Raw genomic sequence first — 24,011 nt, forward strand, 5'->3', positions numbered from 1 at the left:
CAATATCAATATGGCCCTATAACGGAAAACGCGATTTTCTTATTGAAGAATCGCGCCCTTTTTTCAAGATGAAAAGTTGAAAAGAGATTTAAACATTTATCAAAATAATTAAAGACTATGAGTTCCTATTTAATTTAGTTTTTTATTTTAATAAACGATTCCTCTCCATTCTTTAATAGGAATTGAATCGTATATTTGTCACTTTGTATTACCTCTTTCGTATCCGTTAAAGCTAAGTAATCTTGTACAGCTAATTCAATTTTTTCTATTATTCCTTCCGAAGGTGGTTGTTCAAAATCCGTTTTGATTGAAACATAGGAGTGTCCTTTCCTTACCTTATAGGAGAGCCCAGTCACTTGATAAGTGGATTTCCCAGCCATTGCATTATATATATCAGATGAAATATAACCCCAACGGTTATCTTGTAGGCGATGTTTTAAATTAAAAGTACTTACTTTAATATCCTTAATATTTATATCCTGTGCTTCTATTTCTTTTTCGATATCCTTAACAATTTCATTGGACTCATCGACATGGTCAGGCATATCAATTAAAACAATATTGGAAAACCATGTTTCTTGTAACCCAGCTAATTCATAATCTGCTTCCTTGGCATATCCATAGGCTGAGAATACTTCTTTCACTATCTCGCGTACTTTTTCGTATGTGTCATCCTCTTCAGTCTTTGGAGGAATTTGTTCTTCAGTTCCTTCAGAAATTATTAATTCATACTGGTCATAACCATTTTCATATAGAAAATTTGTTACCTTTGGTTCGAGATTTTCTGTTGCCTGTTTTAATGTAGAATCTTTCAATATAAGCGATATTTCTATCGTATATGGCGATGGCTTGATTCCTACTGAATTAAAAGAGTATCCTTCCCTTTCGACTAATTCTGCAAGTTGGGATGTTAAATCTGGATTATACTGACCATTTGAATAACTTGGAGTAATAGAAATTGGTAATATTCTCTCCGCTACCCTCGCCATTGTGGGTGAATAAAACGGTGAAGTAATGATAAATAGCATACAAACCGCAACAACAATCCCAAAATACCGTTTTCTATTATGCTTTTCACGTTTATTTATATTCTGCAAAATCTTATATTTAAGTTGATTTTTGGATTTCTCCGTTATCTTTAATTCTTCTTCGAGTTCACTAAATTGTTCATCTGTAAATTTCACTGGTAAACCCTCCCTTTATCAACTCATTTTTCAGTTGAACTAACGCTCTTGTTAATGTCATTTTCACTTTACTCTCAGACCAGTTTAAAATAAGAGCTGTTTCTGCAGTTGAAAATTCTTTTAACTTTCGCAAGATGATGACATGCCTGTATGTAGGCTTTAATTGTTGAATCGTTCTGTATAATTGTTCTGTTTGAAAATTCATTGCTGCGATTTGCTCGGGCATTGGCTTGTAATCTTTCTCTTCCATCGTTAAACCGAAAAAGTGCTGCAACGGATGTTTTTTTCGGAAATAGTCCTTGGTGACATTATGTGCGATGCTAAATAGCCATGTTTTCACAGAGGATTTTTGTTCAAATTGATGTTGGTGCTTATAGGCTTTTATAAATGTTTCCTGTGTTAAATCTTCTGCTTGTTGGTAGTCTCTCACGATTAATAGTATGTATGTTAATACCGATTCACCGTATTGTTCAATCCATTTGGTCAACTCCTCTTGTTGCAAAGCTGCTCCCTCCTTTTCTATATACTTAGACGTAAATTAAACTAACTTCGTCACGATTTTTTTAAAACTAAAAATTAAAAACATAAAATTAAACTTCATTCCGGAATTTTTATGCAATTTAAAAAGCGCTTTCCGCACTTTCCTTTTAACAATCGCGCCCAATTGTGAGGGCCTTAGTGCTTTTTTTAAACGGTGGGGCATTCTTTTATAACACTCCCCCAAAAGATGTTATTCAATATGGCCCTATAATAGAAAACACGATCTTCTTATTGAAGAATCGCGCCCCATTGTTGAAGTTTGTTTTTTGTAATCCACAAATTTTCAGCATGAATAATGAAATTAGGTAGCTCAATAAGGCTATAAATCTAACATCTTTAGCTTTATTTTGGAAACCTTTTTTTTAGAATACTTACATATATTCTCTTATTATCCAACTTCAGATTCAAATCCCCCGAAATATTAAAACTTTTAACTAAAAACCAAACAGGATAAATAAAGAACCAACTGTTTGATCAATCTTTATTTCAATACAGTTGGTTTCTTTCTATAAAAAATCAGTGTTTGCTGTAGCTTTGTAATAAAATTTTAAATTACCTCGTAAATCTTTATTTTACGTGTCCTCGTTATGGTAAAATGTTGGTAATTTAATCAAGGAGGTTTTACATTGAAGAAATTATTATGGATAGGTGCATTATCTGCATTACTTTTAGTAGCGTGTAGCGATGAAGCTGATAAAGAGCCTATAGAAGCAGAAGAAGTGATTGTTGAAGAAGAAGCAAAAGAAAACGTGAAGGAAGAAATGATAGAGAAAGAGGCAAATGAGACTGTAGATGCAGCTAATGAACCTCAAATTGATACATCTTTTTTTGAATATGCCAAATCAGTGACAGTAACAGATGCACGTAGCACAAATAAGCATATTACTTTGCAGATAGATTTAAATGACGATGCTAAAGCTGGGATTGGGACTCAGCACGTACTAAATCAAATGTATTTTTTCTTAAAACAAGATGATATAAACGGGGCAGATACAGTTTCCTTCTACGTTCGCATCCGGGAAGAAAAAGTGGCCCAATTCAAAACGACAGTTGCAAATTTTAAAGATGAACTGGAAACACCGTTGTCGAATATTGTATTAAAAGCTTCTGAAATCAAAAAATTAAATCCTGAAGTCGAATCGTACGGTAAGACAATGGGATTATGGTAAGTATGTTTTATAGGTAACTATTAAGAATTTAAATTAAAGACAGGCCCTCCACAATGATGTGGAAGGTTTTACATGCTCCCCATCATAATAATGAATTTAGATTGAAAAATTATACAAGTTTGTGCTTATTGCATCAATGTGATAACTATACAACCGCATACATAATAACGTTCTATACTGAAATTTTGGAGAGAAAAAAAGAAACAAACGTTGATATAACTGCGTTCGTTTTTTTTAAAGTAACTTTATTTATAACCTTTTATACAGATAGCATAAACAAATTGCTTCATTTATCGTTGCAGTGTTATTCCACAATATGGCCCGATCGTGGAATAAGAACACTTTAATATAAGGTATGACACCCTATATCACGGATGGAGTGGTTTTTGTTTGAGAGGAAAAATCGCCAAATTAGGAACATGACAAAGAACGTGAATATACCAAAGCTTGATGATAGATATTAAGTAAAAATGTTATAGTACTGTATAAATGGGAGAAGTTAACGTCTTATGATAATATGACAAAAAGATTGAAGTAAAGCACTTAACAAGGGAAGAGATTATATGAATTATAATTTACATTTAAAATGTGAAGTTTGTAGTAACACAATTCGATTAAAAGTATATGCAGGATATGAACTCCAAAATAGTTTTAGCTATTCTTGTCCAGAGTGTAAAATTAGAATTACTGGTCACTTGATATGGAATGAAAACCCCGAAAAAGGTTTTGTTAAAGAGTTTTCTTGTATTAATGCTAAAGATACAGTGGAATTCGAAAAAGAAAGTCACGTTCTTCAAGTGGCAACAGAATTTTATACCGATAAAATTAAAGAATTTGATCCAGATGATCCGACTTTATATATCTCTCCTTTCATGATAGAGAATATTTCATTCGAGCTAAAAATGAAAAGACAGATATTTTTAAATTATGTTACAGAAAATTTTTCAAATGATTATATGGTCACTAACAGATTATGGCAATTATATAAAATGGAAAACTATAAATATCTAGACAGACAACTTCTTTCAAATAAATTTGTTAAACCAGTATTATTAGGTGAAGTTTTAAAGATAGATTATTTTGATAAAATGTTAGAAGTCCTTTATAAGCCATTTTTACCTTTCCTAATCAACAGTAATAAATTAGTAGAAATACAAAGTTTTAGAAATTTATTATCTGATTTAAAGAAAAATCATAGTGCAGAAATACATCAATTAAAAATAGATTTAGAAGAGTTACTCAATTATTCAGAATCCGAACTTCTTCATTTATTGGATAACTTTTCGAAGTACTATAGTTATATCTGGCCGATTATATTATCTACTTCTCTTAATACCGAAGATTTAGATGAAATAAAAGTAAAAAAGGGTATTCTAACCACTGATTTCGAGGTTTTAAAGAATTACTATGTTGAAGCATTTGAAGTTTTATCTTCGGCCCTACCAGTTTTATTAGGGATTCAAAATATCAAGTTGAGAAAAAATCGCGATACATTTCATGAAAGCAATAGGATAAAATTTAAAAATATTAATTCAATTAAAGATTATAATCACAAAGTTAGAAAAAAAGGTTATAAGATTGAATTCTTTGAAGAAGAGAATATATTCTCTTCATACGATATAACCAAAGTATTAAATAATGAAATTAGAAATAGTATAGGTCACTATTCTTATAGTGTTGAATCAGATCAACAATTAATTCATTTTAAAGATAATAATAAATCATCTAATTTGTATTTAATAGAATTTGCAGATTTATTATTAAAAACATTTTATGCTACGTTTTTTACTTTTGAAGTAGTATTCTTTTTAAAGAATAGCTGATAGAATATTTTAAAAAATAAATGCTATAAATTATTCAAATAACTAATGCAGTTTCAATACATTTATTTTTCGTCTTTGTTTGATTTCCCTATTGTGTATTTGGTTGACTTAATATAAAAGCGCTAGTATCCAATGCCTTAGCAACTTCTATAAATTTAAGACACAAACTTTCCAAATCTGACCAATTTTGTATGTATCCAAGTGGTAAATACCGTATTTAGTAAAATAAATTAAGGATAAAAAATAACGCAAGTTTCTCTTAAAATCAACCATAAGATTTCCGCAAAAAAAATAAAGCATAAGCTTTCCAAATGGAAAACTTATGCTTTACGTCACAATATGACTGCATTTACAGCCACTTTATGTATGGAGACGGTGGGAGTCGAACCCACGTCCAGAAGCTCCAATACGCCGGCTTCTACGCGTGTAGTTTGTCTACTTGCAATTCGCGAATTCTTATGCCGACAAACAGGCGTCCGAATCGCTAACCTGGAAATCTCTTACCGTTGACTCAGGTGGTGCCAACGATCGTATCCCACTTAAGTTGAACCCAGCGTAGTCTACATGGGCGATAGACAGGCTGAGTGCTACGCGCTATTAAGCTGCGAAAGCGAAGTTTTGTTGTTTGCCAGTTATTATATAACTTCCGTTGTTGACGAAGACGAGACCTCCGACGCGCGACCAGAGCTTGAACCACCCCTGTCGAATCCGTAACGTCCCCGAGTAATAGTAAACCCGAGTTAAGTTCGGAAATGAGCTTTATTGGCTCATCAATTATGCCTCGGCATAATTGCCGTCCAGATTTTTTTGAGTTCACTCAAAAAGTTTCCTTTAAAAATCTGTGACATTTGCCAAAGGCTTATCTGCTGAAGGCAGATATCGTGTACCGTATGAGTAGATACACACTGGCTAGTACAGTAAATTATATGACAAAACGGCTAAGCTTGCAAGTAATTGTGCTTCTCTCGTATCCTGCCAATATTTTCTTAGCCTTGTTTATATAATTGATTGCGGTAGTCTACCGGTGTGACACCGTGGAATCGCTTGAACATCTGCGTAAATTCAAAGTAACCGTTCAACCCGATCATTTTTGAAATTTCCTTGAAGTCCATTTGCGTATCTTCCAGTAATCCTTCTGCTTTGTGTAAGCGAACTTTCGTAATATATTCATTGACCGGCATCCCGACTTGCTGTTCGAAAATATTATTATAGTCCGGATACTCACCGGCAATTATATCCTCAACTAATGCCAAACAATCGGCATGTACACTATACTTTTCTACTAAAATGACAATCTTATCGACCAATTCTGCGTTGCGTAATCCATTCACTTCTGGAAGTCCCCCTACGTATGCTAATGCCATTGACCAAAACACCTCAAATTTTATAGTTTTAACCTTGCTTTTACTTCACTTTACCTGTGTACCCCCATCTTCTAGATTGAAAACCACTTTTTTTGGCGAAAAAAAGAGATGTGTTAAAAATAAACAAATTTACTTCACACATCTCTTTTTGGTCAATCTATAAATGCTGTTAAATACGTAGGTTTCCGCTTACTGCTGGCGATCCTTGAAAGCACGTTCCATATCACGCTTCGCTTCTTTTTTCTTCATATCATGACGTTTATCGTAATCTTTCTTACCTTTTGCAAGACCGATCAATAGCTTCGCATAGCCGTCTTTAATATACATTTTCAGCGGAACGATTGTGTAGCCGTCACGCTTTACGGCACCGACTAATTCACTGATTTGCTTTTTATGTAAGAGCAGCTTGCGTTCGCGTAAAGGATCATGGTTGTAGCGGTTCCCTTGGTCGAATGGCGAAATATGCATATTTTTTACCCATGCTTCTCCACCCATAATACTAATATACGCTTCCTTCAGCTGGACACGGGCACCACGTACGGATTTAATCTCCGTTCCTGTCAGTACCATCCCTGCTTCAATCGTTTCTTCTATGAAGTAATCATGGCTCGCTTTTTTGTTTTGAGCTAAAACTTTCCCTGCGCCTTTTGCCATTCGTTTTACACCTCTATTTTAAAGGTAGAGAGCTATGATGCCGAAATTGCACCATAGCTTCACACCTTACTATTTCTTTTTACTTTTTTTCTTTTTGCCTTTTGCGATGCCTTCATAAAACTTCGGCTTATCGCCTGATTTACCTTCTTTGCGTCTCCCGCGTGGATCACGGTCAGATGAGCCTGAACGTTTCGCTTTTTCAGGACGTGCCTTACTGCCACCGCGCGATTTGCGGTCACGTTTTTCGCCTGTACGCTCATCATCTTTTTTGCGGCCTTCTCTGCGACCTGCATGGATGACTTTCGATGTTTGGCGACGAGCCGGACGTGGGCTGCTCACCATATCGACGATTTCAAAGTCGACAGAAGATTCCTCGATCACGACATTCGCCACACGGATCTTCACTTCATCCCCGATACGGAACTGGCGGCCAGTACGCTCACCGATCATCATCATATGACGATCTTCAAAACGGTAGTAATCGTCCGTCATATTCGAAATATGCACAAGACCTTCCACCGTATTTTCAAGCTCTACGAAAATACCGAAGTTCGTAATCGAAGAAACAATCCCTTCGAACTCTTCCCCAATTTTATCGGACATAAACTGCGCTTTTTTCAGTGCATCCGTATCACGCTCTGCTTCAACGGCACGACGCTCACGACCAGAAGTATGGTCCGCAATTTCATCCATTACCGCGCTCCATTGCACAACCGTTTCCTTCGATGTATCGCCATTAATCAAATACGTACGGATTAAACGATGGACGATTAAATCCGGGTAACGACGGATTGGTGATGTGAAGTGTGTATAGAACTCTGTCGATAAACCGAAGTGGCCTAATGACTCAGCATAATATTTCGCCTGCTGCATCGAACGTAACAGCATCGTTGAAATTACCGGCTCTTCCGGCAAGCCTTCAATCGAACGAATGACTTCCTGTAATGCTTTCGGGTGCACCGAGTTCCCTGTACCTTTTATCATAATACCAAAATTTGTCACAAACTCAAAGAAACGTTGCAGTTTTTCCGGCTTCGGATCTTCGTGAATACGGTATAAGAACGGCAGCTCCATCCAGTGGAAATGCTCGGCAATCGTTTCGTTCGCTGCAAGCATGAACTCCTCGATCAGACGCTCTGCTACTGTACGTTCGCGTAACACGATATCAGTCGGCCAGCCGTCTTCATTTACAAGTACTTTTGATTCTTTGAAATCAAAGTCAATCGCACCGCGCGACATACGTTTATTGCGTAAAATTTGCGCTAAATCGGCCATATCTCTGAACATCGGCACTAAACTTTCATAGCGCTCCATTAATTCCGGGTTTTCGTCCGGATTTTCTAAAATGTTGTAAACGTCCGAATACGTCATACGCTCCGTTGTTTTAATGACACTTTGGAAAATTTCATGCTTCACCACTTGACCGGCTTGGTCGATTGTCATTTCGCATGACAATGTTAAGCGGTCAACTTGTGGGTTCAATGAACAGATACCGTTCGATAAACGGTGTGGAATCATCGGAATTACACGGTCCGTTAAGTAAACAGATGTCGCGCGTTCATATGCTTCCTGATCGAGTACAGAGCCTTGTGTCACGTAATAACTAACATCCGCAATGTGAACACCAAGCTTGTATGTGCCATTGTCATTTTTTACAACCGTTACGGCATCATCCAAGTCTTTCGCGTCCGCACCATCGATTGTGACGATCACTTCATTGCGAAGGTCACGGCGTCCGACTAAATCCTGTTCGCTAATCTCATCCGGTACATCGACTGCCGCTTGGACAACCTCAGCAGGAAATTCTGGCGGAATATCATATTTATACAGAATCGATAAAATGTCCACACCCGGATCATTTTTATGACCTAAAATTTTCGTAATCATCCCTGTCGCAGATTTCGTCGCATCTGGCCAGTGCGTTACTTCTACAACGACTTTATGTCCGTCGACCGCACCCATTGCGTCCTCTTTTGCGATAAAGATATCCATATTTAATTTTTTATCATCTGTAACAACAAACCCAAAACCGCGATTTGCCTGGTATGTACCTACAAATGATGTTTTGCTGCGTTCGACGATTTTCACGATCGTTCCTTCACGGCGGTCACCTGATTGTTCCTTTAATACACGTACGAGCACGGTATCTTCATTCAGTGCACCGTTCACTTCATGTGCCGGAATGAAAATATCGTCCATGCCTTGTTCTTCCGGTGCGACGAAACCGAATCCTTTGGCGTTCCCGATAAAGCGGCCGCGCAGTAAATTCATGCGTTCCGGTAAACCGTAGCGATTTGAACGGGAGCGAACGATTTGTCCTTGCGCTTCCATTTTTACGAGTGTTTTCACTAACTCACGGAACTCATCCGCTTCTTCTAATTCAAGTACATCTTCAATTTCCGATACAGTCATCGGTTTATAGCCTTCATCCTTCATCATATCAAGGACGCGCTGTTGTAATTCATTTTTTTGTGTCATGTATTATTTCCCTCCTTTGAACAGAAAATAAAGTTTCTTACGATGTTGTGCTTTTGGAATGAACTTTTCGTTTAGCACCCGTGGATTTCCGTTTCGGCGGACAAGAATTCAAATCAAATTTATTTGTTTTAAATTCTTTGCGCCGAGGATGACGGCAATTTATTGCGGTCACCGCAGAAGCAGCATATTAGAAAGTCGCCGCCTACACTCCAATCCACTGTAAAAATTCCAAATTACAAAGTTTCGTAAAAAACAAAAATTTATTCACACCATTAGACTATCCAATCTAACGAATTTAAAAACGTGAGAACTTCTTCATGAAGCTGGTCTTTTTCTTTGTCGAGTGTGATGACATGGCCCGAATGCTCATACCAGCTGATTTTTTTGTCGATCGATTCGACGGTGTCATAAATAATATTGGCTGAATCGGGGTTGATGACTTTGTCGTTGCGCGCCTGGATCACCAAAATCGGCGCATACAGTAAGTCGATTGTCTCTCGTACATCGTAAATCAGTTGCTGCAGTTCAGGCAGTGATGCCATTCCCTGCTGCTTGATCGCTTCAATCTCTAATTCAATTTCCTGTTCACTTTTACCTTGTTGTTTTTTATATTGTTTTGCATATTCAAGTACGCCTTCAAACATAATGTCTGTCGTGCGCATCGTCATCGGCGAGCACATCGTGACAACGCCTTTTACCGGATGACTTGTCGCAAGCTTGAGTGAAAATACGCCACCGAGCGATAATCCTGCAACGGCGATTTCTTCATAGCCTGCCTCTTTTAATTGTGTATACCCGTTTTTTACATCTTGCCACCATTCTTCGGGATTTGAGACAATCAGTTCTTCAGGCGGAACACCATGTCCTTTATAATGCGGGGCAAGCGATGTGTAGCCGTGCTTTTCCAAAAAGCGTCCAAGCATCCGCACATCTGCCGAACTACCTGTAAATCCATGTAATAATAAAACCGCTCTCGGTCCAGCCTGAAAGAAGAACGGTGAAGACAAAGCTGATTTCATATACGTGGCTCCCGTCTTGTTCCATAATATGAAGAATACGATCCAATCACACCATTGAATCTTCAATCAATTACGCCTCGGCATAATTGCGTCTAGATTCGTCTTTGTGCTTGCACAAAGAACTCCTTATCGAATCTATGACATCCGCTGAAAGATGTGAAGAACTTTCCATTTCTTCTATTATACTGCGTTTCCTGCCACACTAAAAGAAAAAGCCCAACCTAGCATTAAATGCTTGGTTAGGCGTTTAATTTCAATCGATTAGAATTTCGTAATCGCTAGTGCTAATACGAAGAATGCAACAGAAAGAACGATTGTTGTGCGGTGCAGGACTAGATCCATTCCGCGAGCTTTCTGTTTACCGAACAGTTGCTCAGCTCCACCAGAGATGGCACCTGATAAACCAGCGCTTTTACCTGATTGTAATAATACAACAACGATTAAGGCTATAGCTACGATAATAAGTAATACTGAAAATAACGTATGCATTTGCTCCACCTCCTAAGTATGGACGTCACAATACAAAATAGTATATCAAAATGAGGGGGCCATTACAATATTTCTTGGAAATGAACAACATATTTTAGCCAACCATATCCACTCTTATTCAAACGGTTGAAATGGCATTCGCTTTCTTCATTTTTCTTAAAAGAATTGAAAAAAGCATGATACCCGCAATTTAATACGGGCACCATGCTTTTCATTCGTTTTAATTAGTCGTTGCTGTTGTCATCTGCATTATCATCAACAGCGCCATCAACATCTGTATCGTCATCTAAAGTATCTTCTACGTTGTCATCGTTATTGTCGTTGTTGTCATCAACATCTAACTCAACATTCGTATCGTCAGTGTTGTCCTCCATTAAGCCATCATCTGTACCGTCATCGATGTTGTTGTCGATGTTCGTATCGTCATCATCGTTACATGCTGCAAGTGATAATGATAGTAATACCGTCATCATTAGCGTGGGTGTTTTTTTGAGTTTCATAATGTAATAGCCTCCTTTGGTGTATGCTTTATGTTTCCCCGATCTCTGAAAGAAAAACCTTTTTTTAATTTTCCGCCGTAAAAAGTTATTTTCAGGCTTTGTATTTTCTTCCTGATTTATATTCGCTATAGTGAAATGAGGAGGTGAAAATCATGCAGCAATCCAGGCATTATTTATTTGTCAAAACATTGTTGAATCGCATGAAAATGGATGATTTGGACGCACCCGCAATCGAACAGGAATTTTACCGATTGGAGGCCGGCTTATCAGGAGAACAAAAGTTAAAACGGCTGCTCTCGGACTATCATTTTAAATCCGCTTCCCATATTTTTTATAATTTTGAATGCATCAATTCAAAAGGTTTTACCCATCAAATGGACGCTTTGCTCATTACACCGCATTTTGTCGTCGTCATGGAAGTCAAACAAATGTCCGGCACCCTTTTCTATAAACCCGCGCTCCATGAATTTTCCCGCGTCCATGAAAATATCAGCGAAAACTTCCCCAACCCGTTTGACCAGGCATACCGCCATCAGCTTTTTTTAGAACATCAATTCAAAGCGTGGCAAATCTCCATTCCCGTTTACCACATCGTCGCGCTTGCCAATCACCGCGCTACACTCGACCATTCCCTTTCCAGTTTCCCGATCATGCATATGAGCGGCATCCCGAGATTTATCGAAAAACTGTATAGACAGCACCCGAACCCCCGAGCAAATATTACTTTTCTGCAAAACCAATTAGAGCAGCTTTACGAACAGCTTCCCCCGCGCCGAACGATTGAAAGGAACCGGCTCCGCAATGGCGTTCTTTGCAGGGAATGCGATTATGCCAATGAAATGCATTATAGGCAAGGCTATTTTCTTTGCCTGGTGTGCGGTGTGAAAAGTAAAGACGCGTTGTTCGAAACTTTTCTACAATACCGAATTTTAGTCGGCCCCCGCATAACGAATAAAGAATTCCGTGAGTTTTTTAATATATCCTGTATCCACATTGCTTCGAAACTGTTGGCGAGAGCCGGTTTGGAGAAGCACGGGGTGAATAAGGGAACGTATTATTTGATACCGGAGAAGTTTGAGTAGATATACACTAGAAGAAAGGACGTGACACATATGATGGAAAAACAACGCCGTAACCATGTGGATGCGGCAACTAAAGAGCTCATTATTAGATCTGTTGCGGAAGACGGCGCAAAAGTTGCTGATATTGCCGGTCGATATGATGTCGGCCCATCGACGGTCCATCGGTGGGTGAAAGAATACCGCGCGTCATTGACAGACTTGGTTCCAGAGAGCGAATTGAAAAAAATAAGGGTATCGTATGAGAAGAAAATCCGTGCGTTGGAAGAAGAGAACGAAATTTTGAGAAAAGCGATTCGAGGATTTTCGGACATTGAACGGTAGTTTGAGAGGCAAGAGACAGACCCCCACATTCTGTATTCGGGGGTCTTTGTCTGTAATGTTCTAATATATCCGAAAAAGTTCTAATATAAATTTATTTGTTCTAATAAATTGCCGATTTTCTAATATAAATGCGGTTTGTTCTAATAAGGGTTCCGGATGTTCAAATAAAGTATCTACTTCTTCTAATATCCTGTCGCCATTTTCTAATAAACCTCTCGATTGTTCTAATAAAATCAAGGAACGCTTTCTCCCGCCCTATTCTATCAATAATAAAAGCTCTCCAACGCCTCAAATACAAGGAACTTCTAATATCCATCACCGTTCTTCTAATAACACTCGCATTTCTTCTAATAACCCACTAGTTTGTTCTAATAAAATCACGGCATAAATTCTCCCCGCCCATTTCACCGGCAATAAAAGCTCTCCAACGCCTCAACTTTGGGGAATCTTCTAATATCCCCCGTATTTCTTCTAATAACCGGCTCCCTTGTTCTAATAAAATCCCCCACGCCAACAAAAAACAGCACCGGAATCCCCCCGATGCTGCCCCAAAACATACCTGTTAAATTAATTTCCAACCGGCTTGCTGTTCTTCACGAAGAACGAGCCAACCAAGCCTAATACCGAAACGACTGTCACGACGATGAACGCTGAGTGGACACCGTGTGCTAAAAACTCTGCCGGGAGGGCGTTGCTGAATTTCTCGATATAGTTTTGCTGACCGATTGTGTACATTGTGATCGCAATGGCTGTACCCGAAGCACCGGCGATTTGCGTTAATGTGTTTAATGCTGCAGAACCGTCAGCAAATTTCTGCGGCGCCAATGAGTTCATCGCATTTGTCTGTGCCGGCATGATAGACATCGATACTCCGACGAAGAACACACATAAGTTTACAATGATAATCCATGTCGCTGTTGTGGCTGAGATAGTTGTTAAAAATACAATCATTGACACTAATATCAATGTAAAGCCGATACGTGTAAAGATTTTCGCTCCGACTTTATCGAAGTTTGACCCAACGATTGGTGACATGATGATATTTAGGATGTTCGCCGGCAACATGCATAAACCGGCAGTTAATGCGGCGAATCCTAATACTGTCTTCAGGAACATCGGCACTAGGATCGCTACCGAAAGAATCATGAACATGGTCGCAACCATTAACGCGACACCTAAAGAGAACATCGGTGATTTGAATACTGATAAGTCGATCATCGGCTCATCCATTTGTGTTTGACGAACGCCGAATACGACTAATAAAACTAACCCCACGACAAGAGGAACCCAAACGATCGGTTTTGAAATCGATTGCTCCGCCAATGTTGCCAATGCGAATACAACGCCGCCAAAACCGAATGTAGAACATAATAAGGATAATAAATCGATTTTCGGACGTGTTACGTTTGACACGTTATCCACTTTAGATAGCGCTAAAACGATGACAAGGACATAAACGACCGCCATGATCCAGAAAATATAGCGCCAGCTTAAAGATGTTACGATTAAGCCTGCGATTGACGGACCTAATGCCGGACCTGCTGTTAAAACTACCCCTACAATCCCCATTACGGCTCCGCGCTTTTGCACCGGAAAAATCATCATGATAACACTGAACATCAGCGGTAAAATAATCCCTGTTGCAAATGCCTGTACGAAACGGCCTATCAGTAATACCGCAAAGTTCGGTGCCAATGCTGCTAATAATGAACCGATTACGGCCAACAAAATTGCCGAGACGACTAATTGACGTGTAGTAAACCATCGGACTAAATAGGATGATAACGGAACTAATACGGCCAATACTAATAAATAGCCGGTTGTTAACCATGCGGCAGATGCTGCTGATACACCGTAGTCATCCATAATATTTGTTAACGCCATGTTTAATGCCGTTTCACCAAATAAACCAACGAATGTACTGATCATCATAACAGCCGCCATACCTTTTGGGCTTTTTACATTGAAAAAAGGTGCTGCCATTTTTTGTTTCCTCCTATTGATAAGACTCTTTTATGAAAGATGATAATTGCTTCATATCATGCTATTGCTGTCACTCTTGTCACAGCACGCTTTAAAATATATCAAATTTTTTCCTGGAAATTCAATTGTTTATGTAATAACTTTTAGATCCGTTGTTATAATTGTGAACAAATATATTCCAATATTTCCCTTTTATGGAGCTATGTTTCGTAGACATTATTTTACATATTCTTATGAAACCGATTGCAATCTCACCCCCCAAAATTTAAACAACATCTGAAAAACCGCGCCACATCAGCATCAGTAAGTTGATGCATTCTCATTGCTAGGAAAATGAATTATTTTGCAATAGTTTTTCGCGCATTTAGTACTTAAAAAAGGCTAATTGTGAACACCTTCCTACAGCTTTCTTAGACAGAACCAACATTCCGCCCACTAGAATAGAGAGTCCCACATTTGAGTCTCTCTGGCTTTTCTAATATATTCGAAAAAGTTCTAATATAAATTTATTTGTTCTAATAAATTGCCGATTTTCTAATATAAGTGCGCTTTGTTCTAATAAGTGTTCAAGATGTTCAAATAAAGTATCTACTTCTTCTAATATCCTGCCGCCATTTTCTAATAAACCGCCCCATTGTTCTAATAAAATCCAGACACGAATTCTCCACGCTCTATTCTCTCGGAATAAAAGCTTTCCTCCACCTCAAATACACGGAACTTCTAATATCCCCCTACGTTCTTCTAATAACACTCGCATTTCTTCTAATAAACGACGCAAATGTTCTAATAAAATCCAAGCAAGCTTTCTCCCGGCCCTACTCATTAGGAATAAAAGCTGTTTTTCGCGTCAAATTCAACATACTTCTAATATCCATCCTGGTTCTTCTAATATCACCCAGCTTTCTTCTAATATCCGTCTCTATTGTTCTAATAAAATCCAGACACGCTTTCTCCACGCCCTTTTTACCCGGAATAAAAGCATTCCTCCACCTCAAATACACGGAACTTCTAATATCCACCCACATTCTTCTAATATCACTCGCATTTCTTCTAATAAACGACGCAAACACGGCTTTTTTCCGCAAAATTAAACGACTCACACCGGAACATTCACCCCGCCCCACTCCCCAACAAAAAAAGACACCCGCCAAAAAGCGAGTGCCTGATCAACCGTCAAACAGTTATTTAATATTGTAGAATGATTTTAAGCCTTCAAAACGGCTAGTTGCGCCTAGTTGGTCTTCGATGCGTAGTAATTGGTTGTACTTCGCAACGCGGTCCGTACGAGATGGTGCACCAGTTTTGATTTGACCTGCATTTGTTGCAACCGCGATGTCAGCGATTGTGTTATCTTCTGATTCGCCTGAACGGTGAGAGATTACAGCTGTGTAGCCAGCGCGTTTCGCCATTTCGATTGCTTCAAATGTTTCAGTTAATGTACCGATTTGGTTTACTTTGATTAAGATTGAGTTGCCAACACCTTCTTCGATACCGCGAGATAATTTTGTTGTGTTTGTTACAAACAGATCGTCACCAACTAATTGTACGCGGTCGCCGATACGCTCTGTTAATAGCTTGTGGCCAGCCCAGTCGTTTTCGTCTAAACCGTCTTCGATTGAGATGATTGGGTATTTAGAAGTCAGCTCTTCGTACCAAGCAACCATTTCTTCAGAAGTTTTTTCTACGCCTTCACCAGCTAAAACGTATTTGCCTGTTTCTTTGTTGTAAAGCTCAGAAGACGCAACGTCCATAGCTAAACGGATTTCTTCGCCCATTTTGTAGCCTGCTTTTTCAACTGCTTCGATGATCACTGTGATTGCTTCTTCATTTGAACCTAAGTTTGGAGCGAATCCGCCTTCGTCACCTACAGCTGTGTTGTGGCCTTTTTCTTTTAATACAGTTTTTAAGTTATGGAAGATTTCCGTACCCATACGTAATGCTTCTTTGAATGATTTAGCACCTACTGGCATTACCATGAATTCCTGGATGTCCACGTTGTTGTCAGCGTGTGCACCACCGTTTAGGATGTTCATCATTGGTACTGGTAATTGCTTCGAGTTGAAGCCACCTAAGTATTGGTATAAAGGAATGTCCAGGTAGTCAGCTGCTGCATGCGCTACTGCCATTGACACACCTAAAATTGCGTTTGCACCTAATTTACCTTTGTTTTCTGTTCCATCAAGTTCGATTAACGCTTGGTCGATTACTACTTGGTCCAATACAGAATATTGGCCTTCAAGTTCTTCCGCGATAATTGTGTTGACGTTTTCTACCGCTTTTTCAACACCTTTACCTAAGTAACGGTTTACGTCCCCATCGCGTAATTCCACTGCTTCATATTCACCAGTTGAAGCACCAGATGGCACGATAGCACGGCCGAATGCGCCTGATTCTGTGAATACTTCTACTTCTACTGTTGGGTTACCGCGAGAATCTAATACTTCACGAGCATATACTTGAGTAATGAATGGCATAATAAAAAACTCCTCTATTGATAAATTTAGTTGGTGCTTGCACAAGGACAAGCTATATAATTAACCGCGCGATCAATTCTGTTCGCTTGGCATAACTAACGATTTTCCTGTCATCTCTGCAGGTTGGGCAATATTAAGTAATTCAAGCATTGTCGGTGCCAGATCGGCTAAAATGCCGTCTTCATAAAGCATGACACCAGGCTTCGTCACAATCACCGGTACCGGGTTTGTCGTATGTGCCGTCATCGGCTTGTCATCAAGTGTCACGACTTCATCCGAGTTCCCGTGGTCCGCTGTAATGATTGCATAGCCGCCTTTAGCCGTAATCGCATCAACGACTTTCCCTAAACATTCGTCCACTGCTTCGATCGCTTTGATCGTCGGTTCAAGCATTCCTGAATGTCCGACCATATCCGGGTTCGCAAAGTTTAAAATGATCGCATCGAACTTATCTGCTGCAATAGCTTCCAGTAAAGCATCCGTCACTTCATACGCACTCATCTCCGGCTTCAGATCGTAAGTTGCCACTTTTGGCGATGCGATTAAAATGCGCTCCTCGCCGGCAAATGTCTCTTCACGGCCACCGCTCATAAAGAACGTAACATGCGGATATTTTTCCGTTTCCGCGATACGCAGCTGCGTTTTGCCTGCTTTGGAAATAACCTCACCGACTGTATTGACTAAATCGTACTTTTCGTACGCTACATCCGCTACGACATCATCACTGTAATGTGTAAACGTTACAAATTTCAGATTCGTCGGATGATTTTCAGAGCGTGGCATCGCGTCAAATTTTTCATTTGTCATTAAAGAAGATAATTGAATCGCACGGTCCGGACGGAAATTGAAGAAAATAACCGCATCGTTTGAGCTGATCGTTGCGGCTGGTCGACCTTCTTCTGTCACGACAAACGGCACGACGAATTCATCATGCACTTCACGTTCATACGAAGACTCGACACCAGCTGTTGCAGTAGATGCCGTTTGACCGATCCCGTCAACTAACGCATTGTACGTTAAGCCGACACGTTCCCAGCGGCGGTCACGGTCCATTGCATAATAGCGACCGTGAATCGATGCGAACTTACCGATCCCGATTTCTTTCATTTGTTTTTCAGTTTCACGGATATAATCAAGTGCTGTCGTTGGACCGACATCGCGTCCATCAAGGAAACCGTGGACATAAACTTTCTCAAGACCATTTGCTTTCGCCAATTTCAACAAGGCAAACAAATGCTCATAATGGCTATGAACACCGCCATCCGAAAGCAGACCCATTAAATGAAGCTTTGAACCATGCGCTTTTGCATGTTCAACAGCCGCCAGTAACGATTCGTTACGGAAGAAATCGCCGTCACTAATGGATTTATGAATACGTGTCAAAGACTGGTACACAATACGTCCAGCTCCGATATTTAAGTGTCCAACTTCAGAGTTCCCCATTTGGCCATCTGGTAGACCTACTGCTTCACCACTTGCTGTTAAAGTCGCATGTGGATAGGCATGCCAGTAACGGTCAAAATTCGGTTTATTTGCTTGTGCTACGGCATTCCCTTTCACTTCATCGCGAAAGGCAAAGCCATCTAAAATAATTAATGCAACGGGTTGTTTAGGCATTTGCTGCCGCCTCCAATAACTTCATGAATGATGCTGGCTGTAGGCTTGCTCCTCCTACTAATGCGCCATCGATATGCTCTTGTGCTAAAAGCTCTTCAATGTTTTCAGGCTTCACACTGCCGCCGTATTGAATGCGCACTTTTTCAGCTGTATCTTTTCCGTATAATGTTTCAATCGCCAGACGGATTGCACAGCACACTGTGTTCGCATCTTCTGCAGTAGCTGTTTTCCCTGTTCCGATTGCCCAGATTGGCTCATAGGCAATGACCATATGCTCTACTTCAATTGGTGCAAAGCCTTCTAATGCTTTTGTAATTTGGCGTGCCACTTTTGCTTCAGTTTGCTCCGCTTCACGCTCTTCCAATGTTTCACCACAGCAAATAATCGGTACAATACCGTAATTAAGTGCAGCACGGACTTTTAAGTTGATCGCTTCGTCCGTTTCATTGAATAGCTCACGACGCTCCGAATGCCCTAAAATAACATAGTCGACATTGACATTCGAAAGCATTTTCGGGCTGATTTCCCCTGTAAATGCGCCTTCATCTTCGTAGTGCATGTTTTGTGCACCAATTGCCAGGCTTGAATCTTCTGCCCCTACGACAAGTGATGGTAAATATAATGCAGGTGCACAGATGACCGCATCGACTTTATCCGGAGAAGGAACCTGTTGTTGGATTTCTTCGATAAAATCAACTGCCTCATCAAATGACTTATACATTTTCCAGTTTCCTGCTATAATCGGTTTTCTCATTCAAAACCCTCCGTTTTTAAAAGATTCTGTCCGGCTGATATCCGCTAGGCAAAGCTTTTCGTGCACCCAACCCGCTTCAACCAACCTTTAACAGATAGTTCAGCCTCCAAACGATTTATTTATCGTTTAACGCTACAATTCCCGGTAATTCTTTACCCTCCATTAACTCTAATGAAGCACCGCCGCCTGTTGAAATATGGTCCATTTTTGAAGCGACTTCGAATTTTTCTACCGCTGCAGCCGAGTCACCGCCGCCGATAATTGTGTAGCCGTCTGTTGTTGCCATTGCATCCGCAACTGTTTTCGTACCGTTTGCGAATTTTTCCATTTCGAATACACCCATTGGTCCGTTCCAAATGATCAATTTCGATTGTTTAATAACTTCTGCATAGTTTTCAGCAGTTTTCGGTCCGATATCAAGTCCCATCCAGTCAGATGGAATAGCATCGATTGCCACTACTTGCGTTTCAGCATCTTTTGAAAACTCGTTTGCTACGACAGCATCAACCGGCATGTGCAGTTGTACGCCTTTTGCTTTCGCTTGCTCGATAAAGCCTTTTGCCAGCTCGATTTTATCTTCTTCCAAAAGTGACTTCCCGATATCGTGACCCATCGCTTTGACGAATGTAAATACTAAACCGCCACCGATAATCAGGTGATCCACTTTATCTAATAAGTTTTCAATCACACCGATTTTATCTTTAACTTTCGCTCCACCAATAATTGCTGTGAACGGGCGCTCTGGATTTGATAATGCTTTTCCTAGTACATCCAGCTCTTTTTCCATTAATAAGCCTGAAACAGCCGGTACATGTTTTGCGATACCTTCTGTTGAAGCATGTGCACGGTGAGCTGCGCCGAATGCATCATTTACGTAAAGGTCTGCTAATTTTGCAAACTCTTTTGCCAATGCTTCGTCGTTTTTCTCTTCGCCTTTATGGAAACGAACATTTTCAAGCAGGATAATTTCGCCTTCTTGCATATTGTTAACCGCTGCTTCTACATCTGAACCAATTGATTCATCCAATTTTTTAACCGGCTTGTCCATTAATTCCGCAAGACGCTCGCCGACTGCTGTTAAGCGCATGTCCTCGTTTACTTCGCCTTTTGGACGGCCAAGATGTGAAGCTAAAATAACTTTTGCTCCAGCGTTTACTAGTTGTTCAATTGTTGGAATAGCTGCACGAATACGCGTTTCGTCGGTAATGCGGCCCTCATCCATCGGCACATTAAAATCGACACGCACAAATACGCGTTTTCCTTTTACATCTACATCGTTCATTGATTTCTTTAAAAACATACTGAAAATCCTCCTTCATACTCGTTCGTCAATTATTATGGATCGTATACTCGCTAGTTAAAATAGTAACAAAATTCGATAAGACTGTCTTGATATCGCCTCTGTTTTGTATATTTATCCTTATATCCGAAAAAAGAGCGGTCCGGGTGAGTCCCTGCCGCTCTTTTACCCTTATTTATTATAAGGTTTACATGTATTAAAGGCTATACTTTTTATGCCCGTTTCCTTTTAATATGACACACTTTTCCTTTAATTCCGAAAAAGTATGTCACATTTAGGTGAATTATTATTCTTTAATACCTTGTTTTGCGATATATAAAGCTAAATCCATTAAACGAGTAGAGTAGCCGATTTCGTTATCATACCAAGAAACGACTTTCGCCATACGACCTTCCATTACCATTGTTGATAAACCATCAATAGTAGATGACGCCGGGTTACCATTGTAGTCGATTGATACTAATGGTAATTCGTTGTAAGCAAGAATGCCTTTTAAATCGCCTTCAGAAGCTTCTTTTAATGCAGCATTGATTGAATCTGTTGTTACGTCTTTATCCAATTCAACAACTAAGTCAACACATGATACGTTTGGTGTTGGAACACGCATTGAGAAACCGTCCAATTTACCTTTTAATTGTGGTAATACTTTTGATACGGCGATTGCTGCACCAGTAGTTGTCGGAATCATTGATACCGCGCCTGCACGTGCACGACGTGGGTCAGAGTGCGGGAAGTCAAGGATACGTTGGTCATTAGTATAAGAGTGAATAGTTGTCATCATACCGCGTTTGATGCCGAATTTTTCATCCAATACTTTTGCAAGTGGTGCTAAACAGTTTGTTGTACAAGAAGCGTTTGAAATAACATCTTGTGATGGGTCATAATCTTCGTGGTTAACACCCATTACATATGTTGGCATATCGCCTTTTGCTGGTGCAGAAAGGATCGCTTTTTTTGCGCCGGCTTCGATATGTTTTGATACTTCTTCCATTGAACGCCATCTGCCAGTACATTCAAGAACTACATCTACACCAAGTTCACCCCATGGTAAATTTGCAGGATCTTTTTCTGAAAGCACTTGAATGCGTTTGCCGTTTACGATAAATGCATCATCTTCCGCTTGAACGTCTGCATCATACACTCCATGTACTGAGTCGTATTTTAATAAATGTGCAAGCTGTTTCGCGTCAGTTAAATCATTTACTGCAACTACTTCAAATTCCTCGTGCTTCATTGCTTCACGGAATACTAAACGTCCGATTCGTCCAAATCCATTGATTGCTAATTGTAATGCCATGTGTAATTCCTCCAATAACTTTATTATTAAAATAGTATGTGTAAAATCATACTTTTAAAAACATGTTTAATTTTCAAGAATTGTACTTGCGGTTTGCTCATCTGTAATCAAAATCGTTTGCGATGCGGCATTTTTAAAATACGCCTGAATCGCAGCCGCTTTATTTCTGCCTGCCGCAATGGCAAGAACATGCTTCGCTTTGTTGACTTGATCACGCTGGATTCCAATTGTCCTCAGATGATGAACCGTGTCTCCATTTGCATTGAAATAGTAGCCGAATGCTTCGGCAACCGCGCCTTTTTCCTCAAGTAACTGCTGCTCATGCTGTGAACTTTTACGTCGAAGCGCCATTTCCTGTGCTGCCCCGATTCCGTGAATAACGATGTCCACCTGTTCATAAAGTGTTATCATCTCCCGAATGATCGGTTCATCCTTCATCGCTTCATACGCCTGCTCACTTAAATGCTCCGGCAAAAACAATGTGCGGTATGTTGCCCCGCATCTTTTTGAAAACTTCGAAACAATTGTATTCGCCTGGAATGTCATCTCATCACCCATACCACCGCGTGCCGCAATAAATGTGGCGTCGCTCAACACCGGGACATCCGACAAATATTCCTTCATCGATGCAACGCTGCTGCCGCCTGTTACCGCAATGTTGGCTTTCGCAGGTGCGATTTGCTGTAATACTTGTGCCGCCACTTTACCGAGCTGCTGCTTTACCGTTTCATCCTGTTCGGCATCACCAGGCACAATGATGACACGTGCGATGCCAAAGATGTTTGTAAGCTGCTGTTCCATCGCCACAATACCGGAAAGCTCACGATACAGTTCGTAAAGCTGCTCTATTACTTCATACCCTTTCGGCGAGCAAATCATGCCTTTTTTTTGAATCAAGATCAATTGCTGTTCGCTCAGGACCGTTGTTTCATTCCGGATATCACGCTCTGTCATCTGTAGCTGTTCTCCTAAAGCACGTCTACCAATTGGGCTAAATGTCGCAATTGCTTGTAAAACTCGAAATCTCTTTTGAAAAAGAGCATCAATTTCAGGCATTAGTTTACGCTCAGCTGCAAAAAATGAAATATCCGTCAAAAAACCACCTACCCGATTTATCCTGTTGGACAATATATGTCCCACATAAATATTTTATGTCCCACATGGGGTAAAAAAAAGAATTTCTGTCTTTATTATAGATCGGCTCGGAGGGATTTGCAACTTATCTGACCGAATTTATTACAAAAAATAGCGAACAGGCACCGATGGCTAGTCCACCAGCGCCTCGTACAACGTCGCATAATCAAGCTGCCCGTATTGCACAACGTCCCCGTTATACTCCACAACCGGAATCATCAGCATATATTTTTCATGCGCTTCATCGTCTTCTTCTATATTGCAGTGCTCAATCGTAAAGTCGATGTCTTCCTGCACGGTTTTTAACGTATGGAGTCCTTCAATGCAAAGTCCGCAGTCCGGTTTCGAATAAAATTTGATGATCATTGGCAGTTCCTCCTTTTTTTATTATTATAGCGGAGTTTGGGTGGGGATGGGATGTGCGCGTCGGGATTTTATTAGAAGATTTTTTGGTTTTATTAGAAGGTGCGGGTGGGATATTAGAAGTTCGCGGTTGTTTATTAGAAGATGTGGACCACTTATTTGAACATCGGCGACTTATATTAGAAGATCCGCGTTTTATTAGAACTTTCCCGGGTTTATTAGAACATCGCGCATACTTATTAGAAAATGCGTCCCCCCTATTCATCGGCCGCTTTTATTAGAAATTATTCCGGCTATATTAGAACATCTGGCAGACTTATTAGCAGTTCCCAACCGTATATTAGAACTTTGCACGAACTTATTAGTAAACCGGTGCAGCACCTCAATAAAACTTCACGACCGCATATCAGAAAATGCGGTCAGCTGCTTATATTAGAACTTTTCACGATATATTAGAACATCCGAA

22 protein-coding genes and 1 other RNA gene are annotated in these 24,011 nt (G+C 39.9%); 5 read left to right on the top strand and 18 right to left on the bottom strand.

Going from position 1 to position 24,011, the window contains the following annotated elements:
* Positions 1-134 precede the first annotated feature (134 nt).
* Both MKZ25_RS15775 and MKZ25_RS15780 read right to left on the bottom strand, forming a co-directional pair.
* Positions 135-1,184, bottom strand: a complete 1,050-nt coding sequence (locus tag MKZ25_RS15775; protein WP_340733148.1) for a DUF4030 domain-containing protein — start codon at positions 1,182-1,184, stop codon at positions 135-137.
* Entirely contained in the window at positions 1,168-1,686 is a 519-nt protein-coding gene (locus MKZ25_RS15780; protein ID WP_340717194.1) for an RNA polymerase sigma factor, read from the bottom strand. The genes MKZ25_RS15775 and MKZ25_RS15780 overlap by 17 nt, the downstream gene beginning before the upstream one ends.
* Before the next feature lie 664 nt (positions 1,687-2,350).
* On the opposite strand from MKZ25_RS15780, the gene MKZ25_RS15785 reads away from it, so the two are divergent.
* Positions 2,351-2,893 (top strand): hypothetical protein, encoded by a 543-nt coding sequence (locus MKZ25_RS15785; RefSeq protein WP_340733149.1) that lies wholly within the window; start codon positions 2,351-2,353, stop codon positions 2,891-2,893.
* 563 nt (positions 2,894-3,456) lie between these two features.
* Positions 3,457-4,716 (top strand): hypothetical protein, encoded by a 1,260-nt coding sequence (locus MKZ25_RS15790; RefSeq protein ID WP_340733150.1) that lies wholly within the window; start codon positions 3,457-3,459, stop codon positions 4,714-4,716.
* 364 nt (positions 4,717-5,080) lie between these two features.
* Here the strand turns inward: MKZ25_RS15790 and ssrA are convergent.
* From ssrA to MKZ25_RS15825, 7 genes are all read right to left on the bottom strand, one after another.
* Positions 5,081-5,437: a transfer-messenger RNA gene (gene ssrA, locus MKZ25_RS15795) on the bottom strand.
* A gap of 265 nt (positions 5,438-5,702) precedes the next feature.
* Positions 5,703-6,080 (bottom strand): helix-turn-helix domain-containing protein, encoded by a 378-nt coding sequence (locus tag MKZ25_RS15800; protein WP_340733151.1) that lies wholly within the window; start codon positions 6,078-6,080, stop codon positions 5,703-5,705.
* Positions 6,081-6,269: 189 nt separating this feature from the next.
* Positions 6,270-6,734 carry an SsrA-binding protein SmpB gene (gene smpB / locus MKZ25_RS15805; protein ID WP_340733152.1) on the bottom strand — a complete coding sequence of 155 codons (465 nt, stop codon included), beginning with the start codon at positions 6,732-6,734 and terminating at the stop codon, positions 6,270-6,272.
* A 69-nt stretch (positions 6,735-6,803) separates the two neighbouring features.
* Positions 6,804-9,212, bottom strand: a complete 2,409-nt coding sequence (gene rnr, locus MKZ25_RS15810; protein ID WP_340733153.1) for a ribonuclease R — start codon at positions 9,210-9,212, stop codon at positions 6,804-6,806.
* A gap of 272 nt (positions 9,213-9,484) precedes the next feature.
* Positions 9,485-10,231, bottom strand: coding sequence for an alpha/beta hydrolase (locus MKZ25_RS15815; protein WP_340733154.1), 747 nt, complete (start codon positions 10,229-10,231; stop codon positions 9,485-9,487).
* Between the two features lie 261 nt (positions 10,232-10,492).
* Positions 10,493-10,720 carry a preprotein translocase subunit SecG gene (gene secG / locus MKZ25_RS15820; RefSeq protein ID WP_251690282.1) on the bottom strand — a complete coding sequence of 76 codons (228 nt, stop codon included), beginning with the start codon at positions 10,718-10,720 and terminating at the stop codon, positions 10,493-10,495.
* 224 nt (positions 10,721-10,944) lie between these two features.
* On the bottom strand, positions 10,945-11,190 hold the full coding sequence (locus MKZ25_RS15825; RefSeq protein WP_340802318.1) for a hypothetical protein: 246 nt from the start codon (positions 11,188-11,190) through the stop codon (positions 10,945-10,947).
* 182 nt (positions 11,191-11,372) lie between these two features.
* On the opposite strand from MKZ25_RS15825, the gene MKZ25_RS15830 reads away from it, so the two are divergent.
* Together MKZ25_RS15830 and MKZ25_RS15835 are read left to right on the top strand one after the other, a co-directional pair.
* Positions 11,373-12,302, top strand: coding sequence for a nuclease-related domain-containing protein (locus MKZ25_RS15830; protein WP_340733156.1), 930 nt, complete (start codon positions 11,373-11,375; stop codon positions 12,300-12,302).
* A 30-nt stretch (positions 12,303-12,332) separates the two neighbouring features.
* Positions 12,333-12,623 (top strand): transposase, encoded by a 291-nt coding sequence (locus tag MKZ25_RS15835; protein WP_340733157.1) that lies wholly within the window; start codon positions 12,333-12,335, stop codon positions 12,621-12,623.
* Positions 12,624-12,683: 60 nt separating this feature from the next.
* Here the strand turns inward: MKZ25_RS15835 and MKZ25_RS15840 are convergent, their stop codons facing one another.
* The 9 genes from MKZ25_RS15840 to MKZ25_RS15880 form a co-directional block, all read right to left on the bottom strand.
* Positions 12,684-12,860, bottom strand: coding sequence for a phosphomannomutase (locus MKZ25_RS15840; protein ID WP_340733158.1), 177 nt, complete (start codon positions 12,858-12,860; stop codon positions 12,684-12,686).
* Between the two features lie 330 nt (positions 12,861-13,190).
* Positions 13,191-14,606 carry a DHA2 family efflux MFS transporter permease subunit gene (locus tag MKZ25_RS15845; protein WP_340733159.1) on the bottom strand — a complete coding sequence of 472 codons (1,416 nt, stop codon included), beginning with the start codon at positions 14,604-14,606 and terminating at the stop codon, positions 13,191-13,193.
* A 1,181-nt stretch (positions 14,607-15,787) separates the two neighbouring features.
* Positions 15,788-17,080, bottom strand: a complete 1,293-nt coding sequence (eno, locus tag MKZ25_RS15850; protein WP_079524408.1) for a phosphopyruvate hydratase — start codon at positions 17,078-17,080, stop codon at positions 15,788-15,790.
* Between the two features lie 72 nt (positions 17,081-17,152).
* Positions 17,153-18,697 (bottom strand): 2,3-bisphosphoglycerate-independent phosphoglycerate mutase, encoded by a 1,545-nt coding sequence (gene gpmI / locus MKZ25_RS15855; protein WP_340802319.1) that lies wholly within the window; start codon positions 18,695-18,697, stop codon positions 17,153-17,155.
* Positions 18,690-19,451: a triose-phosphate isomerase gene (gene tpiA / locus MKZ25_RS15860; protein ID WP_339195994.1), complete on the bottom strand. Its 762-nt coding sequence runs from the start codon at positions 19,449-19,451 to the stop codon at positions 18,690-18,692. Before tpiA ends, gpmI begins: the two co-directional genes overlap by 8 nt.
* Before the next feature lie 115 nt (positions 19,452-19,566).
* A complete protein-coding gene (locus MKZ25_RS15865; RefSeq protein WP_339173360.1) occupies positions 19,567-20,751 on the bottom strand; it encodes a phosphoglycerate kinase in 1,185 nt (394 codons plus the stop codon).
* Positions 20,752-21,037: 286 nt separating this feature from the next.
* Positions 21,038-22,048 carry a type I glyceraldehyde-3-phosphate dehydrogenase gene (gap, locus tag MKZ25_RS15870; protein WP_340802321.1) on the bottom strand — a complete coding sequence of 337 codons (1,011 nt, stop codon included), beginning with the start codon at positions 22,046-22,048 and terminating at the stop codon, positions 21,038-21,040.
* Positions 22,049-22,114: 66 nt separating this feature from the next.
* Positions 22,115-23,143 (bottom strand): sugar-binding transcriptional regulator, encoded by a 1,029-nt coding sequence (locus MKZ25_RS15875; RefSeq protein ID WP_340733164.1) that lies wholly within the window; start codon positions 23,141-23,143, stop codon positions 22,115-22,117.
* Between the two features lie 171 nt (positions 23,144-23,314).
* A complete protein-coding gene (locus MKZ25_RS15880) occupies positions 23,315-23,548 on the bottom strand; it encodes a glutaredoxin family protein (RefSeq protein ID WP_340802322.1) in 234 nt (77 codons plus the stop codon).
* A 53-nt stretch (positions 23,549-23,601) separates the two neighbouring features.
* Between MKZ25_RS15880 and MKZ25_RS15885 the strand changes: the two genes are divergently transcribed.
* On the top strand, positions 23,602-23,826 hold the full coding sequence (locus MKZ25_RS15885; RefSeq protein ID WP_340802323.1) for a hypothetical protein: 225 nt from the start codon (positions 23,602-23,604) through the stop codon (positions 23,824-23,826).
* Positions 23,827-24,011 lie beyond the last annotated feature (185 nt).

The sequence above is a fragment of the Solibacillus sp. FSL W7-1464 genome (genome assembly GCF_038004425.1).
Taxonomy (GTDB): domain Bacteria; phylum Bacillota; class Bacilli; order Bacillales_A; family Planococcaceae; genus Solibacillus.

Coding starts and splice junctions, on each gene's coding strand:
- eno (WP_079524408.1), bottom strand. CDS start 17,080: ATGCCATTCATTACTCAAGTATATGCTCGTGAAGTATTAGATTCTCGC.
- secG (WP_251690282.1), bottom strand. CDS start 10,720: ATGCATACGTTATTTTCAGTATTACTTATTATCGTAGCTATAGCCTTA.
- MKZ25_RS15825 (WP_340802318.1), bottom strand. CDS start 11,190: ATGACGGTATTACTATCATTATCACTTGCAGCATGTAACGATGATGAC.
- MKZ25_RS15790 (WP_340733150.1), top strand. CDS start 3,457: ATGAATTATAATTTACATTTAAAATGTGAAGTTTGTAGTAACACAATT.
- MKZ25_RS15830 (WP_340733156.1), top strand. CDS start 11,373: ATGCAGCAATCCAGGCATTATTTATTTGTCAAAACATTGTTGAATCGC.
- MKZ25_RS15835 (WP_340733157.1), top strand. CDS start 12,333: ATGATGGAAAAACAACGCCGTAACCATGTGGATGCGGCAACTAAAGAG.
- gpmI (WP_340802319.1), bottom strand. CDS start 18,697: ATGCCTAAACAACCCGTTGCATTAATTATTTTAGATGGCTTTGCCTTT.
- MKZ25_RS15865 (WP_339173360.1), bottom strand. CDS start 20,751: ATGTTTTTAAAGAAATCAATGAACGATGTAGATGTAAAAGGAAAACGC.
- MKZ25_RS15800 (WP_340733151.1), bottom strand. CDS start 6,080: ATGGCATTAGCATACGTAGGGGGACTTCCAGAAGTGAATGGATTACGC.
- MKZ25_RS15815 (WP_340733154.1), bottom strand. CDS start 10,231: ATGAAATCAGCTTTGTCTTCACCGTTCTTCTTTCAGGCTGGACCGAGA.
- tpiA (WP_339195994.1), bottom strand. CDS start 19,451: ATGAGAAAACCGATTATAGCAGGAAACTGGAAAATGTATAAGTCATTT.
- gap (WP_340802321.1), bottom strand. CDS start 22,048: ATGGCATTACAATTAGCAATCAATGGATTTGGACGAATCGGACGTTTA.
- smpB (WP_340733152.1), bottom strand. CDS start 6,734: ATGGCAAAAGGCGCAGGGAAAGTTTTAGCTCAAAACAAAAAAGCGAGC.
- MKZ25_RS15845 (WP_340733159.1), bottom strand. CDS start 14,606: ATGGCAGCACCTTTTTTCAATGTAAAAAGCCCAAAAGGTATGGCGGCT.
- rnr (WP_340733153.1), bottom strand. CDS start 9,212: ATGACACAAAAAAATGAATTACAACAGCGCGTCCTTGATATGATGAAG.
- MKZ25_RS15880 (WP_340802322.1), bottom strand. CDS start 23,548: ATGATCATCAAATTTTATTCGAAACCGGACTGCGGACTTTGCATTGAA.